General features: G+C 69.0%; 17 protein-coding genes. 12 read left to right on the forward strand and 5 right to left on the reverse strand.

The genetic code is table 11. The features are described from left to right. Window positions 1-138: 138 nt before the first annotated feature. From V9G04_17520 to V9G04_17535, 4 genes are read right to left on the reverse strand one after another with little or no spacing between them, the layout of a single operon-like run. Entirely contained in the window at window positions 139-1,014 is an 876-nt protein-coding gene (locus tag V9G04_17520; protein ID MEI2715036.1) for a hypothetical protein, read from the reverse strand. Continuing rightward, complete coding sequence (hypB, locus tag V9G04_17525) at window positions 996-1,760, reverse strand: hydrogenase nickel incorporation protein HypB (GenBank protein MEI2715037.1); 765 nt, start codon at window positions 1,758-1,760, stop codon at window positions 996-998. Before hypB ends, V9G04_17520 begins: the two co-directional genes overlap by 19 nt. Next, window positions 1,760-2,146: a hydrogenase maturation nickel metallochaperone HypA gene (locus V9G04_17530; GenBank protein MEI2715038.1), complete on the reverse strand. Its 387-nt coding sequence runs from the start codon at window positions 2,144-2,146 to the stop codon at window positions 1,760-1,762. Before V9G04_17530 ends, hypB begins: the two co-directional genes overlap by 1 nt. A 12-nt stretch (window positions 2,147-2,158) precedes the next feature. Further along, window positions 2,159-3,217 (reverse strand): AraC family transcriptional regulator, encoded by a 1,059-nt coding sequence (locus V9G04_17535; protein MEI2715039.1) that lies wholly within the window; start codon window positions 3,215-3,217, stop codon window positions 2,159-2,161. Window positions 3,218-3,351: 134 nt separating this feature from the next. Between V9G04_17535 and V9G04_17540 the strand changes: the two genes are divergently transcribed. The 12 genes from V9G04_17540 to V9G04_17595 all read left to right on the forward strand — a co-directional run bounded on the left by V9G04_17540 (window position 3,352) and on the right by V9G04_17595 (window position 17,091). Beyond that, window positions 3,352-3,912, forward strand: coding sequence for a DUF1641 domain-containing protein (locus tag V9G04_17540; GenBank protein ID MEI2715040.1), 561 nt, complete (start codon window positions 3,352-3,354; stop codon window positions 3,910-3,912). A gap of 14 nt (window positions 3,913-3,926) precedes the next feature. Beyond that, entirely contained in the window at window positions 3,927-4,898 is a 972-nt protein-coding gene (locus tag V9G04_17545) for a hypothetical protein (GenBank protein MEI2715041.1), read from the forward strand. Between the two features lie 14 nt (window positions 4,899-4,912). Continuing rightward, window positions 4,913-6,556, forward strand: coding sequence for a nickel-dependent hydrogenase large subunit (locus V9G04_17550; protein MEI2715042.1), 1,644 nt, complete (start codon window positions 4,913-4,915; stop codon window positions 6,554-6,556). Continuing rightward, entirely contained in the window at window positions 6,543-7,385 is an 843-nt protein-coding gene (locus tag V9G04_17555; protein ID MEI2715043.1) for a hydrogenase maturation protease, read from the forward strand. The genes V9G04_17550 and V9G04_17555 overlap by 14 nt, the downstream gene beginning before the upstream one ends. Next, window positions 7,382-8,761: a hypothetical protein gene (locus V9G04_17560; GenBank protein ID MEI2715044.1), complete on the forward strand. Its 1,380-nt coding sequence runs from the start codon at window positions 7,382-7,384 to the stop codon at window positions 8,759-8,761. The genes V9G04_17555 and V9G04_17560 overlap by 4 nt, the downstream gene beginning before the upstream one ends. Then, window positions 8,758-9,657 carry a NifU family protein gene (locus V9G04_17565; GenBank protein MEI2715045.1) on the forward strand — a complete coding sequence of 300 codons (900 nt, stop codon included), beginning with the start codon at window positions 8,758-8,760 and terminating at the stop codon, window positions 9,655-9,657. The genes V9G04_17560 and V9G04_17565 overlap by 4 nt, the downstream gene beginning before the upstream one ends. Continuing rightward, a complete protein-coding gene (locus tag V9G04_17570) occupies window positions 9,657-10,853 on the forward strand; it encodes an NHL repeat-containing protein (GenBank protein MEI2715046.1) in 1,197 nt (398 codons plus the stop codon). The genes V9G04_17565 and V9G04_17570 overlap by 1 nt, the downstream gene beginning before the upstream one ends. Beyond that, window positions 10,850-13,183, forward strand: a complete 2,334-nt coding sequence (gene hypF / locus V9G04_17575) for a carbamoyltransferase HypF (protein ID MEI2715047.1) — start codon at window positions 10,850-10,852, stop codon at window positions 13,181-13,183. The genes V9G04_17570 and hypF overlap by 4 nt, the downstream gene beginning before the upstream one ends. Window positions 13,184-13,188: 5 nt before the next feature. Continuing rightward, window positions 13,189-13,473: a HypC/HybG/HupF family hydrogenase formation chaperone gene (locus tag V9G04_17580; protein ID MEI2715048.1), complete on the forward strand. Its 285-nt coding sequence runs from the start codon at window positions 13,189-13,191 to the stop codon at window positions 13,471-13,473. Next, a complete protein-coding gene (hypD, locus tag V9G04_17585; protein ID MEI2715049.1) occupies window positions 13,470-14,579 on the forward strand; it encodes a hydrogenase formation protein HypD in 1,110 nt (369 codons plus the stop codon). The genes V9G04_17580 and hypD overlap by 4 nt, the downstream gene beginning before the upstream one ends. Before the next feature lie 7 nt (window positions 14,580-14,586). After that, window positions 14,587-15,684, forward strand: a complete 1,098-nt coding sequence (gene hypE, locus V9G04_17590) for a hydrogenase expression/formation protein HypE (protein MEI2715050.1) — start codon at window positions 14,587-14,589, stop codon at window positions 15,682-15,684. A 129-nt stretch (window positions 15,685-15,813) separates the two neighbouring features. Next, on the forward strand, window positions 15,814-17,091 hold the full coding sequence (locus tag V9G04_17595) for a hemolysin family protein (GenBank protein ID MEI2715051.1): 1,278 nt from the start codon (window positions 15,814-15,816) through the stop codon (window positions 17,089-17,091). 140 nt (window positions 17,092-17,231) lie between these two features. On the opposite strand, the gene lhgO is transcribed toward V9G04_17595, so the two are convergent. Continuing rightward, window positions 17,232-18,425: an L-2-hydroxyglutarate oxidase gene (gene lhgO, locus V9G04_17600; protein ID MEI2715052.1), complete on the reverse strand. Its 1,194-nt coding sequence runs from the start codon at window positions 18,423-18,425 to the stop codon at window positions 17,232-17,234. Window positions 18,426-18,442 lie beyond the last annotated feature (17 nt).

Below are 18,442 nucleotides of genomic sequence, written 5' to 3' on the forward strand. Positions count from 1 at the left end.
CGGTAATGCGTGGGTCGCGAAGAACTGCGGCCGGGGCCGCCCGAGCTGGAAGAACTGCGGCCGGGGTGGATCAATCCGGCGTTGCGAGCCCGCCTGGGGCCGCAGTTCTTCCGCATCGGGGGAGCACCCCGCCTGCAACTAGTCCAGCAACCCCAGGTCGAAGCGGGAGCGTACGGACGCCGAAGTCGCCGCCGCGAGAACGAGCATCCGGACATCGGCGATCCGGCCCGAGCGGATCTCCACGGCTCCGGAGTCCGGTGATTCGCGGTGCGCCATGATCCAGTCGAAGAGCAGCCAGTCGAGCGCACCGGAGGCGGCCATCGGTTCGATCCCGGGCGCCAGTGCAGCCGGCTCGGCGCCTCGATCGCCGACGCCACCCAACGCACGGGTCACCCGGGTCAGCGCGTCACGATGCTCGTCGAGAGCCGCGTCCTTGTGTACGCCGGAAGAATCGAAGAGCAGCATTCCCAAGGTGGCGGGCAATCGCTGCCCGGTGGTCGTGGTCACGATCCACCGAGCGCCGCGCCAGTCCGCATCGGTCGACGCCCAGGTCAGGTCGCACGTCCCGCCGACCGCGCCCTCCGGCGGAGAATCCAACTCCCCCTCGAACGGAGCTGGCCCGGTCAATCCCAAAGCGAATCTCGCGCGGATGCTCATCAAGGCGCCGGTCCCGATGATCTGTCCGGCTCGTACGTCGTCGGGCAACGCAGCGACCGCGTGAGCCACTGCGTACTCGTGCGAAGCCCGATCGATCTCGCGGTAGGCCGAGGTCAACCCCTCGCGCTCGTCGCGAGTCGCGGGACGCGCGCCGCCGAGCACCTCTCCGTACGACGAGGCGACCGCGATCAGCAGGTCGTCGAGCGCCTCCAGGTGGGTCGGCAACCAACGGTCGGGCTCGGCGCCCGGCAGGTCGAGCAACGTCACCAGCGGCGCCGGCTCACCAGATGGCGTCGCCCAGCGGAAGCCGAGGTCGCGCGAGAGGATCTGCGGCAGCATCAGTCGGCGGCCAGCCACTCGTACCAGGCCTCGACGCCCTCACCAGTACGAGCCGACAACTCGATCACCGTGACGCCCGGGTTGACCTGCTGGAGGTTGGCCCGGAAGCGTTCGAGGTCGAAGTCGAGGTGCGGCAGCAGGTCGAGTTTGTTGACGACCACCGCATCGACGGCGCGGAACATGACAGGGTATTTCAGCGGCTTCTCCTCCCCCTCGGTGATCGACGCGACCATCACGCGCCGGTGCGCGCCCACGTCGAACTCCGCAGGGCAGACCAGGTTGCCGACGTTCTCCACCAGCACCAGATCGAGACCGTCGAGGTCGAGCCCGGCGAGAGCGCGCGCCACCATCGGCGCGTCGAGGTGGCACTCGCCGCCGAAGCCGTTGCCGGTGTTGAGCAGCGAGATCTGCGCACCGAGCCCGGCAAGGCGATCCGCATCGATCGAGGTCTCGATGTCGCCCTCGACCACCCCGACGCGTACGCCTTGGTCGCGCAGGTGCGCGAGCGTGTGGACGAGCAGCGTGGTCTTGCCGGCTCCGGGTGCGGACATCAGGTTGAGGCAACGTACGCCAGCGGCATCCAACCGAGCGCGGTTGGCCGCTGCCGCACGGTCGTTTTCGTCGAAGATCCGCTCCAGGACCTCGACCCGTTCGGTGCCGGTGTCGTACGCGCTGTGGTCCCCGAAATCGTGCCCGAGATCGTGGTCGTGGTCGTGGTCGTGCGAGTGTTCGGTGCCATCGTCGTGGCGATGGAATCGGCCCATCAGGACCCTCCTTGCTGCGTAACTTCTGCGGACTCGGCGGGGATATCTGCTGACTCGACGTCGAGGGAGGTCACCATGAACTCTTCGCCGCTCACCATCTCGATGTCACCTGACGTGCAGGCGGCACAGACCAGGACGAGTACGTGGCCTACTTCGGTCGTCTCCCCGCACGCCCGACACGAGAGCCGGACGGGTACGTGGTCGATCTCCAGCGCCGCCTCGCCCAACGAGGACCCCTCGGTGACCAGACCCCAGCAATACACCAGGGTCTCGGGGACGACCTGGCGCAACTGCCCGACCTGAAGATGCACGGTCCGCACGGCGCGACCGGCGGCTGCCTCGTCCACCACCGCGAAGATGCTGCGACACAGCGAGAGTTCATGCACGAGCGCGTCCCCTCATCGGCGCAACGTCTCCGACGGCGACTCCCCGAAGCGCTGTCGATAGGTCACCGAGAAGTTGCCCAGGTGGCTGAATCCCCACCGCTGTGCTGCCTCCGTGACGTTGGTGCCGTCACCGGGTTGCGCCGAGATCAGGGTCTGGCGCACCCGATCCAATCGACGATCGCGGATGTAGGCCACGGGCGTGGTGTCGAGGTCCTCGCGAAAACCGGCCTGGATCGAGCGCGGCGACATCTTCGTGTGCTCGGCGAGATCGGTCAGGCTGATCGGCTCGGCCAGGTGCTGCTCGATGTAGTCCACCGAGCGCGTGACCGCGACCCGACCCGACTTGGTCGGCGCCAGCCGCAGCCGCGACGAGTAGTTGGACGGCTGCAGATAGAGCAGCGTGGAGATCAGCAGTTCCTCCAGCGCCGTGGCGCCCACGCCCGCGTGCAGCAATGAGCGCGGCGACATCAACTCGGTCGAGATGATCGTCAGCGCACCGTGCCACCGCGTCGCGGCCTCGGTCGTCAGATCGCTGACCGGCTCGAACCGCAACGTCTCCGGCAGGGAGCGCCCGATCATCCGGGAGAGCTGGCGCTCCATCGCATCGCGTTCGATCCGCACGATCAGCTGCGGCGAGTCGTGGGCGAGGTTGAGTTCGTACGCCGTTCCGGGCGAGACCACCAGAGCCGAGTACGCCGACAGGTCATGCGCCTGGGCGCCGATGCGTACGCGTGCCTCGCCGAAGGTCGTCATGTGCACCGTGTAGCAGTCGTGCGCCGACGAGACCGCCACATCCGTAGCCACCCCGTAGTCGAGATAGGCCAAGGTCACGTCGAGGGCCTGGAAGGCGTACAGGTTGCACTGCAGCCGCTCTCGCTGGCCCGGCCGGGGACGGACTTCGCAGCGCCCCAACAGTTGGCTGGTCACCTCGACCGCCATCTTGCGATCGGCGGTCGACGCAACCGGATAGTCCGCCAGCGCGTTGGGTACGCCGCGCGGACGCTTGCGCTGGCGTACGGGCAGGCGGGTGCGATCGCTGTTGATGAACCGCAGTCGAGGGACCCACGCCATGGCGCCGAGGGTAAGCGCGATTTCGCATCCGTACCAAGGTTCTTGCGCTTTTGTGATAGTCCCTGCGGGTTCTCGATATTCAAGTCATTGTGATCGGACTTACATTCCGCGGACGTCAAGACGGGGAGGGGACCATGACCGCGACGCACACTGCCACGCAGGCTCAGTCGGCCGACGCCCTGGTCGAGCGTCTCCAGGACCCCGCCGTCGTGGGCGCGCTCTCCAAAGTGCTCGACCACGCCGACCTGCTCGCGCTGCTGGTCGAGAGCCTCGACCAGTTCGTCTCCCGCTCCGAGGTGATCGGCGACAGCCTGGCCGCGGGACTGGACGAACTTCGCGGCGCGGTCGAGGGCGGCGCTTCACAGTCCCCGCTCGACCTCGCCGAACTCGTCGCGGCAGGCAGTGCGATCGCGCGTACGCTCCCCGCCGCCGCGCCGGCCCTGAGCCGGATGGCCGACAGCGGAGCGATCGACAAGTTGATCGCCACGGCCGAGGTGAGCGCAGGCGCACTCGACCAGGTCGACACGCTGGCCCGCGGCCTGGTCCGCGGCAGCAACGACTTCGCCGGCCAGCCGGTCGAGATCGGCGGTCCGCTGACTTTGCTCAAACTGCTCAAGGACCCCGACATCAACCGGGCCCTCAGCTTCTTCGCCACCGTCGCCCGCGCCGTGGGGCGCGAACTCAAGCAGGCCTGAGGAAAGGATCCGTCATGTCATCTGTGCTGTGGTTCCAAGCCGGCGCGTGTTCGGGCAACACGATGTCGTTCCTCAATGCCGAGGAGCCCAACGTGGTCGACCTGATCGTCGACTTCGGGCTTGAGTTGCTGTGGCATCCCTCGCTCGGCATGGAGTTGGGCGACCAGGCCAAGAAGATCTTCACCGACTGCGTCAGTGGCGAGCGCCCCCTCGACATCTTCGTCCTGGAGGGCACCGTCATCCAGGGGCCCGACGGCTCGGGCGCGATGGACATGTTCGCCGACCGGCCGATGATCGACTGGATCACCGAGTTGTGCGAGGCCGCCAGCATCGTGGTCGCGATCGGCGACTGCGCCTGCTGGGGCGGCATCCCCGCGATGGAGCCCAACCCGAGTGACTCGACCGGCCTGCAGTTCCACAAGCGCGAGCGCGGCGGCTTCCTCGGCCCCGACTGGAAGTCCAAGTCCGGCCTGCCTGTCATCAACATCCCCGGCTGCCCGGCCCACCCCGACTGGATCACCCAGATCCTGGTCGCGCTGGCCACCGGCCGTGCCGGCGACATCGCCCTCGACGACCTGCACCGGCCGCAGACGTTCTTCAAGACCTTCACCCAGACCGGCTGCACACGCGTGCAGTTCTTCGAATACAAGCAGTCGACGATGGCGTTCGGTGAGGGCACGCGTACGGGCTGTCTGTTCTACGAGTTCGGCTGCCGTGGCCCGATGACGCACAGCCCGTGCAACCGGATCCTGTGGAACCGACAGTCGTCCAAGACCCGCGCCGGGATGCCGTGTCTGGGCTGCACCGAACCGGAGTTCCCGTTCTTCGATCTCGCCCAAGGCACCGTCTTCAAGACCCAGAAGGTCTCGGGGACGATCCCCAAGGAGGTGCCCGAGGGCACCGATCACCTGACCTACATGGCGCACGCCGCCGCCGCCCGGATCGCTGCACCGCAGTGGTCCAAAGAAGACATGTTCGTGGTCTGAAAGGCAGCTGACCCATGACCGTCACCGAGAACCCCGCCTCCGGCTCCGAAGCTCTCGACCTCTTCGTCTCTCCCCTGGGGCGCGTCGAGGGCGACCTCGACGTGCGCGTCACGATCGAGGACGGCGTCGTCACGTCGGCGTGGACCGAGGCCGCGATGTTCCGCGGCTTCGAGATCATCCTCAAGGGCAAGGACCCGCAGGCCGGCCTGGTCGTGACGCCGCGGATCTGCGGCATCTGCGGCGGTTCGCACCTCTACAAGGCCTGCTACGCACTCGACACCGCCTGGCAGACCCACGTCCCGGAGAACGCGACGCTGATCCGCAACATCGCGCAGGCGTGCGAGACGTTGCAGTCGATCCCGCGCTACTTCTATGCGCTCTTCGCGATCGATCTGGTCAACAAGAGCTACGCGAGTTCGCCGATGTACGACGAGGCCGTGCGCCGGTTCGCGCCGTACGTCGGCACCGCGTACCAGAAGGGTGTCGTGCTCTCGGGCAAGCCGGTCGAGGTGTACGCGATCTTCGGCGGGCAGTGGCCGCACTCCTCCTTCATGGTCCCGGGCGGCGTGATGAGTGCCCCCAACCTGGCCGACATCACCCGCGCCACCGCGATCCTCAACCACTGGAAGGACAACTGGCTGGAGAAGGAGTGGCTCGGCTGCTCGGTCGACCGCTGGCTGGAGATCAAGACGTGGGAGGACATGCTCGAGTGGGTGGAGGAGAACGAGTCGCAGCGCAACTCCGACTGCGGTTTCTTCATCCGCTATGCGCTGGAGATCGGACTGGACAAGTACGGCGCGGGTCCGGGCAACTTCATCGCGCCGGGCACGTACTTCGATCCCAGTCGCTACACCGATCCCACCGTGGAGGGCCGCCAGGACGCGCTGATCGGCCGCGGCGCGATCTATGCCGACGGCCAGTGGCACGACTACGACCAGATGCGGGTCGCGGAGGACGTGAGCCACTCGTTCTATTCGTACGAGGGCTCGACGCTGCTGCACCCGTGGGAGGGCCAGACCAACCCGCTCGACCCGCGCACGGCTCGCCAGGACGGCAAGTACTCGTGGGCGAAGTCGCCGCGCTATGACGTGCCCGGCGTCGGGTACGTCCCGCTGGAGGCCGGACCCCTGGCGCGCCGGATCGCCGCTGCCGGACCGAACGCAGCGGCGCACCAGGACAACGACCCGCTCTTCAAGGACATGCTGGACAAGATCGGCCCCTCGGTCTTCACCCGCCAGATGGCCCGGATGCACGAGGCGCCGAAGTACTTCAAGTGGGTCATGCAATGGCTCGGCCAGATCGACCTGCACGGCAGCTTCTACGCCAAGCCCGAGGAGTTGACCTCGGGCAAGGGTTGGGGCGCCACGGAGGCCGCGCGCGGTGCGCTCCAGGACTGGATCGTGATCGAGGACGGCAAGATCGAGAACTACCAGGTGATCACGCCGACCGCCTGGAACATCGGCCCGCGCGACGCCGAAGGCTCCGTGGGACCCATGGAGCAGGCTCTCGTCGGCACGCCCATCGCCGACATCGAGGACCCGGTCGAACTCGGCCACGTCGCGCGGTCGTACGACTCGTGCCTGGTCTGCACCGTGCACGCCTACGACGGCAAGAGCGGTCGCCAACTGAACAAGTTCGTGATCAATGGCATGGTCTGACACCGCGACAGCGCCGCACGAATTGCTCGACGACGGGTTCGAGCCGGATCCGTGCGCCCTGCTGGTCATCGGCTGCGGGAACATCCTGCGCGGCGACGACGCCGCGGGGCCGGTGTTGATCCGTCGGCTGTTCACGCGCGGGGTGCCCGACGGCGTACGCCTGGTGGACGGCGGCACGGCCGGGATGGACGTCGCGTTCGCCATGCGCGGCGCTTCCCGAGTCGTGATTGTTGACGCCTCGTCAACGGCTGCCCAGCCGGGCACGCTCTACCGGGTCCCCGCCGACGAGTTGACCGACCTGCCGATGGACGGCCTGCACTCGCACAACTTCCGCTGGGATCACGCGCTGGCGTTGTCGACCTGGCTGCTCGGGCCGCAGCGACCCACCGACATCACCGTGTTCCTGATCGAGGCGGAGTCGTACGAGCCGGGCGCCGAGCTGTCGCCCGCGGTCGACGCCGGGGTCGAGCAGGTCGCGGCGATGTTGGAACGCGACTTCTATCCGGCTGACTCTCACCAGGACACCGTCGAGCTGACCGCCGACGGCTATCTCCACCTCAGTGCCGAGCTCGCCGCGAGCCGCTTCCCGCACGACGTGCTGGTCGCCGCCCTCGACGGCTCGGACCTCATTCTCGTTCCGCTCCGTTCACCAGCCAATGGGGGCCTGGTGCTGCGGCAGCGAAACGCGGCCGGCGAGCGTACGGTCCTCATTCACGAGGTGTTCGACTTCGCGCAGGTGCCGGGGGGCACCTTCGACGCGGAGTGGGACGCAGCGCGTGGCGCGCTGATCGTACGACTCGCCGGCCCCTTCTCGGGGGCTGGAAGTTGACCGACCTCGACCATCCGCAGCCGCTGGGGGCCTTCGGTTTCCCAGCGGGCATGCTCCTGGTCCCGTCGGGTCGTGACACCGACGCCGCCAGGACGGCGTTGGTCCAGGGGCGTCGCCCCGAGGTCTGGCCGCCGTCGATGCAGGGCCATCGGGCGGTGCACGAGGACGAGCCGACGTCCGGATTCTTCACCGGGGACGACGCGATCTCGGCGTACAACGCCTGGGTGCTCGACCCTGATCCTGGCCGGGCCGAGGTGATCCGAGCGGAGCTGCCGGGATCCGTCGCTCCACTGGTGGACGTCGTGCTCTCCATGATCAGCCACCACCCGATGGCGCCGCCGTTGCCCGGCCCGGACTGTGTCGCGGAGGTGGCCGCGCTCGTGCTCGCAGCACGCGCGACGAGTGGGGCCGGCGACCTCGTCGACGGTTTGTTGGCGGCGGCCGATCTGGCCGAGGGTGCCGCCGCGGCGGTCTTTCGCGGCAACGCCGGGATGCTGCTGGCCCAGTCGGGGGACCCGCGCGCGTACGAGTCTCTGACCCGAGCGATCGACGAACTCGCCGACACCGACCTCACCGACGTCGCCGCCGAACTCTGCCTCCAGCTCGGCTCCTCGGCCCAGCAGAACGCGGCCAGTGGACACGGCGACCCTCGTGAGTCGCTGCAAGAGGCGATGGGGCACTACTACGCGGGTCTGCAGCGCGTCACCGAACAGTCCGATCCGGTGCTGTGGGCGAGCCTCAACCTCAACCTGGCGACGGCGCAACTGGCCGTCCCGATGACCGAGGCGACCGACCAACTCCGCCTCGGCGTGGCCACCCAGGCACTGCGGGCCTGCCGGCGGGTGTTCGAGGTGGACCGCTATCCCGCGCAGTGGTCGACGGCGACGCTCAACCTGGCCAATGCCTTGATCTACACGCCCTCGACGCACCAAGGCGACAACCTGGTCGAGGCGGTCGAGCTCTATGAGGAGGTGCTGGCCTCCGGCGTACGACACCACGACCCGCTCGGGCGCGCGCGGCTGCTCGCCAACCAGGGCAACGCTTTGGCCCACCTCGGCGTCTTCGAGGACGCACGCGCCAAGCTGGTGGAGGCCAGGTTCCTCTTCGAGGAGCACCTCGACCACGACGCGGCGCTGGCCGTACGCGGAATCCTGGACGAGATCCGCAAGGCGAGTGTCCAAGACGTCGATGCCGAGCTCGCCGATCTCACCCGCCAGGTCGAGCAGATGGCCCGGATGCCCCAGACCGAGGGGGTCTTCACGTCCGGGATGGGCGTCACTGCGATGCCCGCAGGAGAGGGTCCGCCGCCGCGCCCGACCGTGACCGTGGTCGACCCGTCGACTCGGCCGACTTCGGATCCGAGCGAGTCGCGATGACGATGACCGACGCCGATCCGGACGCACTCGAACGCCACGCCGCGCGCCTGGACGACGCGATGGCCCGGATCGCCGCTCTTGACCCGACTGCCCGCGCAGCGGCTCAGGACGCGCTCGATGCGCTCAACGCATTGCACAAGGACGGTCTGGTGACGGTCGTACGCCGTCTGCGCGAGGACGATCGTGGGCGCGAGCTGCTCTACGGGTTGGTCGACGATCCGGGCGTACGCATGCTGCTCGGGATGCACGGCATCATCCGGCCCGACCCGCTGACGCTGGCCCGCCAGGCACTGGATCAGGTGCGTCCCGGATTGCAGTCGCACGGCGGGGACGTCGAGCTGAGCCACGTCGAGGATTCGATCGCGTACGTGCGCCTCCAAGGCGCCTGCAACGGCTGCTCGATGGCGGCGGTGACGATGCGCAACGGCGTCGAGGAGGCGCTGCTCGCGGCCGTGCCCGGACTGCGCGCGATCGAGGTGCTGCCCAATGATCCGACCCCGACTCTGATCCCGCTCGACTCCTTGACGGTGCGTCCCGTCGACGAGTCCGAGGAACTGCTCGCCGCCGGGTGGACTCGGGTCGCCTCGCTCGGCGACATCGACAGCGATCGGTTGCGGGGGGTCACCCTGCGACCGACCGACTCGGCTCCAGTCGAGGCGATCGTGGTCAACATCGGCGGTCGGCTCACGGCGTACGTCGATGCTTGCGCACACCAGGGCCGCACCTTGGTCGACGCATTGGTCGACGAGTCCGCAGGCACCTTGACCTGCGCGGGACACGGGATGTGTTTCGACGCCGAGGAAGGGCAGTGCCTGACGCTGCCGGGCGCCGCACTCGAGTCATTGCCGTTGCGGGTGGTGGGCACCTCGATCTGGGTCCGAGCCAGGGACGACTGATGGTACGGATCTCGGTGTTGACCTCAGATCAACCTCCTGGAGCGCAGGACGGGTGGCTGATGGGCTCGGGAGCGCCGGTGCCGCTGGCGGCGTACGGGGGTTGGGTCCCCCGGGTCGTCCTCGGCGCTCCGGCCCCTGGTGGGCTGTTGCTGCCGCCCGCTCAGCCGACCGCCGCCTGGTTGTACGCACCGCGCGCCGTCCACGTTGATGACGAGTTGGTGATCGTGGCCGACACCGGCAACCACCGCGTGCTGATCTGGCAGGCAGTGCCGGACGCCGACGGCGCCCCCGCGGCAGTCGTACTCGGTCAGCCCGACGAACACAGCGAAGGGCCGGGGGCCGGAGGACCTGCTCGTGGAATGCACCTGCCGACAGGCATCGTGCGCGACGGCGACCGTCTGGTCATCGCCGACGCCTGGCATCACCGACTGCTGATCTGGGACTCGATCCCGACGCGGACCGACACCCCTCCCGATCACGTGATCGGGCAGCCGTACGCCACGGTCACCGAGCCCAACTCCGGCGGCGAGCCGAGCGCCACCACGTTCTATTGGCCTTTCGGGATCGCCCTGCTCGACGGTCGCTTCTATGTCGCCGACACCGGCAACAGACGCGTCCTGATCTGGCACGACGGCATCCCGGCGCCCGGCCAACCGGCCGACGTGATCCTCGGCCAGCCCGGCCCGGCAGCGCGCGAGGAGAACCGCGGTGGCCCGGTCGCCGCCGACTCCTTCCGGTGGCCGCACGACTTCGCCCCGATGGCAGGAGGCGGGGTGTGGATCGCCGACGCGGGCAACCACCGCGTCCTCGGCTGGAAGACGCACCCGGCGTCGGACCAGCCGGCCGACCTGGTGCTGGGGCAGGAGGACTTCGCCTCCGGCGGCGAGTTCCCCTACCAGTCCCAGGTCGGCCGGCTGCGGTTCCCGTACGGCATCGCGGGCGTCGACGGCGCGCTCGCGGTCGCGGACACCGCCAACAACCGGGTGCTGCTGCAGGAGTCGGTCTCCCAGGTGTGGGCGCCGACCACTGCACTGGCCCAACCCGACCTCGGCGCCAACGGCGAGAACCGTTGGGACCAGGTCAGCGCCGACACGCTCTGCTGGCCCTATGGCCTGTGCTGGCACGCCGGTGAGCGCGAACTCCTCGCGATCGCCGACTCGGGCAACAACCGGGTCGTGATCTGGGAACGCCGATGACGACCGTGGTGATCCGTCGCCGGTTCCTCGTACGCGGCATCGTGCAGGGGGTCGGCTTCCGCCCCCACGTGGCCCGGCTGGCGCGGGAGTTGGGCGTGAGTGGGGAGTGTCGCAACGACTCGGCCTGCGTGGTGATCGAAGTCGAAGGGTCCGAGCACGAGCTCGTGGAATTCGGGCGGCGCCTGGAGCAGGAGGCGCCCCCGCTCGCGCGGATCGACTCGGTGGGATCGTGCGACATCGCGCCAATCGGGGCAGCCGCGTTCACCATCACCGAGTCTTCGGCCGGCGGCGGCGTGCGTACGCTCGTCTCCCCCGACACGGCCGTGTGCGCCGAGTGCCTCGCCGAATGCGCGGACCCGACGGATCGTCGCTTCCGGCACCCCTTCATCACCTGTACGAACTGTGGCCCGCGGCTGAGCATCATCCGCGACCTGCCGTACGACCGCCCGGTGACCACGATGGCGCCCTTCGAGATGTGCAGTCGCTGCCGCGAGGAGTACGCCGACCCGCTCGACCGGCGCTATCACGCGCAGCCCATCGGATGCCACGACTGCGGGCCGGTGCTGCGCTTCAGCGTCGCAGGTCTGGAGTCCAGTCGTGAGGTCGCCCTCGCGTCGGCGGTCGACGCGCTGGCGTCGGGCGCGATCTTGGCAATCAAGGGGATCGGGGGCTATCACCTGGCCTGCGACGCCACCTCGACGTCGGCCGTCGAGACATTGCGCGCTCGCAAGCAACGTCCCGCTCAGCCGTTCGCGGTGATGGTGGCGGATGTCGACGCGGCGGCATCGATCGTCGATCTCGCCCCGGACGCTGCCAGGCTTCTGGTCTCACCAGCCCGTCCGATCGTGCTGCTGCCGACACTGCCGGACGCCCGAGTCGCGGCGTCGGTCGCGCCGGGGCTCGACGAACTCGGCGTGATGGTGGCCTACGCCCCGGTCCACCACCTGCTGCTCGCGGACCTGCGCGCACGCCTGGGTCGTACGCCGGTGCTGGTGATGACCTCGGGCAACACCTCCGGGGAGCCGTTGAGCTATCGCGACGAGGACGCGTTCGCGCGGCTGAGCGCGCTCGCGGACGGGTTCTTGTGGCACGACCGTGAGATCGCGGTGCCGGTCGAGGACAGCGTGATCGCGTGGGGAGCGACCGGCGCGGTGCCCGTACGCCGCTCGCGCGGCTATGCGCCGCTGCCGGTGGACCTCGGGTGTGACACCGCTCCCGTGCTCGCGGCGGGCGCCGAGCTCAAGAACACCGTCGCGCTGGCCGCCCATGGCCGCGCCCACGTCTCGACCCACGTCGGGGACCTGGAGGCGCTGGCCGGCCGAGTCGCACACGGTCGCGTGACTGCTGCGTTGTTGGACTTCCAGCAGGTCGCGCCGGCTCTCGTGGTCGCCGACCGGCACCCTGGGTATGCCTCGCGAGCCTGGGCGCAAGATTTCGCGACGACGGCTGGCGTACCTCTCCTGGAGGTGCAGCACCACCACGCCCACCTGGCGTCGCTGGCGGCCGAGCACGGGCGCCTCGATGCGCCGCTGTTGGGGTGGGTGCTCGACGGCACCGGCTTCGGCTGCGACGCCACGATCTGGGGTTGCGAGCTGCTGCTGCTCGACCAGCGCAGCACGGTCGCGACCCGGCTCGGGCACCTCGGGCCGGTGCGGTTGCCAGGCGGAGATGGGGGCGTACGCCACCCCGCACGCACCGCGCTGATCGCCCTGCTGGACGCAGGCGTCGATCCCACCGCCGTCGACCTCGGCCTGTCGGACGCAGAGTCCTCATTCCTGGCCAAGTCGCATGCTCTCGACTCCGGCCTGCTCGCGACCAGCAGCGCCGGGCGGCTCTTCGACGTGGTCTCGGCACTGCTGGGCGTACGGCAGCGGATCTCCTACGACGCCCAGGCCGCCATCGAGTTGGAGGCGACCGCGCGGCAGTGGCGGCGCGCTCATCCTGACGAGCCGGTCGTGGCCTTGTCGTTGCCGACGCTCGACGGCGTGCTGGACCCGGCGCCGCTGATTCGCGCGCTGGTGACGTCGCAGGCCGAGCCCGGCGCGCTGGCGTACGCCTTCCATGTCGAGCTCGCGCGCGCCTGCGCTGGGCTGGCGGCTTCGACGGCCGCCCGCGTGGGCGTCACCGAGGTCGGACTCAGCGGCGGAGTCTTCGTCAACCGGCTGCTGCTCGCCCTGCTCAGCGACGCGCTGCGCGAGCACGGCCTGACGCCACTCACCCACCGGCTCGTCCCCGCGAATGACGGCGGTCTGTCTCTGGGACAGGTCGCCGTCGGAACCCGTACGCTCGCTCACTCGGACGAGCTCAACTCCACCCTTCGAGAGGTCTGAACGCCATGTGTCTAGCCGTCCCCGGCCGGGTCACCCGCATCTTCGACGAGAGCGGCACCCGGATGGCCGACGTCGAGTTCGGAGACGTCACCAAGAAGGTCTGTCTGGCCTATCTGCCCGACACCGCCGAGGGCGCGTACGTCATCGTGCACGTCGGTTTCGCGATCCAGGAACTCGACGAGAAATCCGCGATGGAGACGCTCGCCATGTTCGAGAAGCTCGGCATCTTGGAGGAGGAGTTCGGCGACGGTTTCGAACTCGCCGCCCGCGAGAAGGGAGTGCAGTTGTGAAGTATCTCGACGAGTTCGGCAACCCCGAACTGGCGATGAAGCTGCTCGACCAGATCAAGGCGATCACGACCCGCAAGTGGGCGCTGATGGAGGTGTGCGGCGGCCAGACACACTCGATCATCCGGCACGGCATCGACCAGTTGCTGCCCGACAGCATCGAGATGATCCACGGTCCCGGCTGCCCGGTGTGCGTGACACCGCTGGAGATCATCGACCGGGCGCTGGCGATCGCGCGGCGGCCCGAGGTGATCTTCTGCTCCTTCGGCGACATGTTGCGGGTGCCCGGCAGTCGCGACGACCTGTTCACGATCAAGAGCCAGGGCGGAGACGTACGCGTCGTCTATTCGCCGATGGACGCGCTCACGATCGCGCGAGAGAACCCCGACAAGGAGGTCGTCTTCTTCGGCATCGGCTTCGAGACCACCGCGCCGGCCAACGCGATGACGGTGGTGCAGGCACGCAAGCAGGGGATCGGCAACTTCTCCCTGCTGGTCTCCCATGTGCTGGTGCCGCCGGCGATCGCGGCCATCATGGAGTCGCCGTCGTGTCGGGTGCAGGCCTTCCTCGCCGCCGGTCACGTGTGCAGCGTGATGGGCACGGCCGAATACCCGCCGCTCGCGGAGAAGTACGAGGTGCCGATCGTGGTCACCGGATTCGAGCCGCTCGACCTCCTGGAGGGCATCCGCAAGACGGTGCTGCAGTTGGAGGAGGGGCGCCACGAGGTCGAGAACGCGTACCCCCGCGCCGTGCCGCCGGCCGGCAACCCGGCCGCTCAGGCGGTGCTGCGCGAGGTCTTCGAGGTCACCGACCGCACCTGGCGCGGCATCGGCGAGATCCCGCTGTCGGGGTGGCGGCTTTCGCCCGCGTACGCCGAGTTCGACGCCGAGCAGCGCTTCCACGTCACCGACATCCGCACCGAGGAGTCACCGCTGTGCCGCTCGGGTGAGGTGTTGCAGGGCTTGATCAAGCCGAACGAATGCTCGGCCTTCGGCAAGGAGTGCACCCCGCGGGTCCCGCTGGGCGCGACGATGGTGTCGTCGGAGGGTGCGTGCGCGGCGTACTTCGCCTATCGCCGCCTCGACCTGGTCGACGTCTCGGCTCGGTGAGGGACTCGTGAACGACCTCGACTTCGAGGGCTGGTCCTGCCCGCTGCCGTTGCGCAACACGCCCCAGGTGCTGATGGGCCATGGCGGCGGCGGGGTGCTCTCGGCCGAACTGATCGAGAACATATTCCTGCCGTCGTACGGCTCGTCGGCCCCGTCTTCGGCCTCGGCCTCGGCTTCGGTTCCGCCCGTCTCCGAGGCCGGGCTCGGGGACTCGGCCGTGCTGCCCGCACCGGGTGGACGGCTGGCGTTCTCGACCGACTCCTACGTCGTGAAGCCGATGTTCTTCCCCGGCGGCTGCATCGGCGATCTCGCGGTCAACGGCACGGTCAACGACCTGGCCATGATGGGCGCGCGCCCGCTCTACCTCTCGGCCGGTTTCATCATCGCCGAGGGCACCGAGATGTCGACGCTGGGTCGGATCGCGTCGGCGATGGGTGCGGCGGCGTCCCTCGCGGGCGTGCAGATCGTCACCGGTGACACCAAGGTGGTCGATCACGGCAGTGGCGACGGTGTCTACATCAACACCGCCGGTGTCGGCGTGATCGCGGACGGCGTCGAGATCGGGCCAGCGCGGGCGCGACCGGGCGACGTGGTGCTGATCAACGGCGACATCGGCGTGCACGGGATCGCGGTGATGTCGTGTCGCGAAGGGTTGGAGTTCGGCACCAGCGTGTCCAGTGACAGCGCGGCGGTGCACGAGTTGGTCTCGCTCCTGTTGGAGGCCGACGTGGACGTCCGCGTGCTGCGCGACCCGACCCGCGGCGGTGTGTCGGCGACGACCAACGAGATCGCGAAAGCGTCCGGCGTCGGCATCGACCTGGTCGAACGCGATCTGCCGATCCCCGAATCCGTACGCGATGCGTGCGGCCTGCTCGGCCTCGACCCGCTGCAGGTGGCCAACGAGGGCAAGGTGATCGCGATCGTGGCGGCTGACGACGCCGAGCGTGCGCTGGAGCTGTGGCGCTCGCACCCCCTCGGCGCTGGTGCCTGCCGGATCGGGACGGTGGTTGCCGAGCACGCCGGGATGGTGGTGTCGCGCACCGGCCTGGGCGGCACCCGCGTGATCGACCTCCCGATCGGGGAGCAGTTGCCGCGCATCTGCTGAGCAGTCCGGATTCGGTGCGGGTTCACGCGTACGCTCGAACTCGCCCGTCTTTGCACGACCCAGGGCGCACCGCTTCACGCGTACGCTCGAACTCGTCCGCCGCACGAGGGGCAGATAGCCTTCCCGGTCATGGATTCCTCCACCCTGACCGGCTTCGGGCTCGTCCTGCTCTTCGTGCTGGTGGGTGGGGTGTTCGCGGCTACCGAGCTCGCGCTCGTCTCGCTGCGCGACAGCCAACTCTCGGCGTTGGAGCGCCAGAGCGGCCGCGGGGCCAAGGTGGCGAAGGTGGCCCGCGATCCCAACCGGTTCCTGGCAGCGGTGCAGATCGGCGTCACGGTCGCGGGATTCCTCTCGGCGGCGTACGGAGGCTCGACCCTCGCGCCCGCGTTCTCGCCCTATCTGGTGGACGCCGGGCTGTCCGAGGGGGCGGCGGACACGACCGCGCTGATCGTGCTGACCCTGTTGATCGCGTACCTCAGCCTGGTGTTCGGCGAACTCGTGCCCAAACGCCTGGCCCTGCAGAAGTCGCAGACCATCGCGCTGGCGGTCACACCGATCCTCGACCGCTTCGCGACGCTGATGCGCCCGGTGATCTGGCTGCTGTCACTGTCGACCAACGTCTTCGTACGCCTGCTGGGGGGCGACCCGCACGCGGCGGGCGAGCAACTGTCGGAAGAAGAACTGCGCGAACTCGTCTCCACCCACGACGACCTGGAAGACGACGAACGCCGCCTCCTGCAAGAGGTGTTCGAGGCGACCGAGACTCCCGTCAAGCGCGTGATGCGCCCGCGGACGGACGTGGCGTTCCTCGACGGCAGCGCGCGACTGGCTGACGTCGCCGACGAGGTACGCGACCAGCCGTACTCCCGCTATCCCGTCACCGGCGAGGGCTTCGACGACGTCATCGGCCTGCTGCACATCCGCGACCTGCTCGGTCTCGAAGCGGGCGACCAACGCCGAGTCGCCGCCATCGCGCGCCCGATCCTGCGGCTGCCGTCGACCGTGCTGCTCCTCCCGGCGATCGCGCAGATGCGCGAGGAGAACACGCATATGGCGATCGTGGTCGACGAATACGGCGGCACCGACGGCATCGTCACGCTCGAGGATCTGGTCGAGGAATTGGTCGGTGAGATCACCGACGAGTACGACCTGGGCGAGCAGGTCTCGCTCGACCCCGACCACGTGCCGGGGTCGCTGACCCTGCCCGAGTTCGAAGAGGCCAGCGAGATCGCGCTGGAGGAGGGCGACTACGAGACGGTCGCGGGCTTCGTGATCGCGGCGCTCGGCCGGATCCCCCAGGTGGGTGAGGTCGCCGAGTTCCCGGCCGGGTCACTGGAGGTGACGGAGATGAGCGGTCATCGGATCGTCTCGTTGCGGTTGACGCGCGCGGCGGCGGAGCCTTCCTGACAGGCGGCGTGGTTTCGAGCCCTTCGAGACGCCGACTTCGTCGGCTCCTCAGGACCCAACGCGCCTGCGGCGCTCCTCAACCACCGGTAGTGCGACCTCGGTGGTTGAGGAGCCCGCGCAGCGGGCGTCTCGAAACCACCTCAACCACCGGGAAGAACGGCGACCACGTGTTCGGCGATCGCCAGGCTCGAGGTCGCGGCCGGTGATGGCGCGTTGCGCAGGCACGTCACCCCGTCGGATCGCGTGATCCGGAAATCGTCCACCAGCGCACCATCGCGCTCGACCGCCTGGGCGCGTACGCCGACCCGCCCGCGCTCCACATCCGCTAAGCCGATCGACGGGACGTACGCCTGCGCGAGCCGCAGGTAGGCACGCACCGAGAGCGACCCACGCAGTTCGCGGGCACCTGTCCGCCAATGCCGACGCGCCAATCGCCAGGTGCCCGGCCAGGTCGCCAGATCGCGAACATCGGCGAGCGAGACGGAGCCGCGTCGATAGCCCTCCCGCGCCAGCGCCAGCACCGCGTTCGGCCCGATCTCCAGCCCGCCGGTGACGGTCCGGGTGAAGTGCACGCCCAGGAACGGATAGCGGGGATCGGGCACCGGATAGACCAGCCCGCGTACGACATCCTGTTTGGCGGGCAGCACCGACAGATACTCGCCGCGAAACGGCACGATCCGCAGGTCGTCAGACCCCGGGCCGGCCAGCCGGTCCGACTGCAACCCGCCGCACACGATCACCTGCCGGGCCAAGACCGACTCCCCGGACGCCAGCACGATCCGCTGCCCACCGGCCGTACGCACGAGAGCGACGACCTCACATCCGAGCCGCACCGAACCACCCGCAGCCACCACGTCGGAGGCCAGCGACTCGGCAATCGCGCGGAAGTCGGTGATGGCCGTCTGCGGCGAGTGCAGTGCCGCGATCCCGCGTACGCCCGGCTCGATCGCCGCGATGCCCGCCGCGTCCACACGGGTCAAGCCCGGCACGAGGTTCGACGACGCCGACCGCTCCAACGCCGCCAGCCGATCCAACTCCGAAGACGACACCGCGACGACCAGCTTGCCGAGGGTCTCGTACGCCAACCCTCGCGACGCGCAATATTCACGCAGCAGCGACCTGCCACGCGTACACAAAGCAGCCTTCAAACTGCCAGGCGCGTAGTAGAGGCCCGCATGCACCACGCCGGAGTTGTGTCCGGTCTGGTGAGTGCCGACAGCCGACTCCTTCTCCAGGACGACCACGTCAGAGCCCGGGCGGCGCAAGGTCAGTTCCCGCGCGATCGCCAACCCGACGATGCCGCCGCCGATGACGGCCGTAAGTTCACGGGCCATGGCAGCCAAAACTACGC

The sequence above is a fragment of the Nocardioides sp. genome (assembly GCA_037045645.1).
In the GTDB taxonomy this organism is placed as follows: Bacteria; Actinomycetota; Actinomycetes; order Propionibacteriales; family Nocardioidaceae; genus Nocardioides.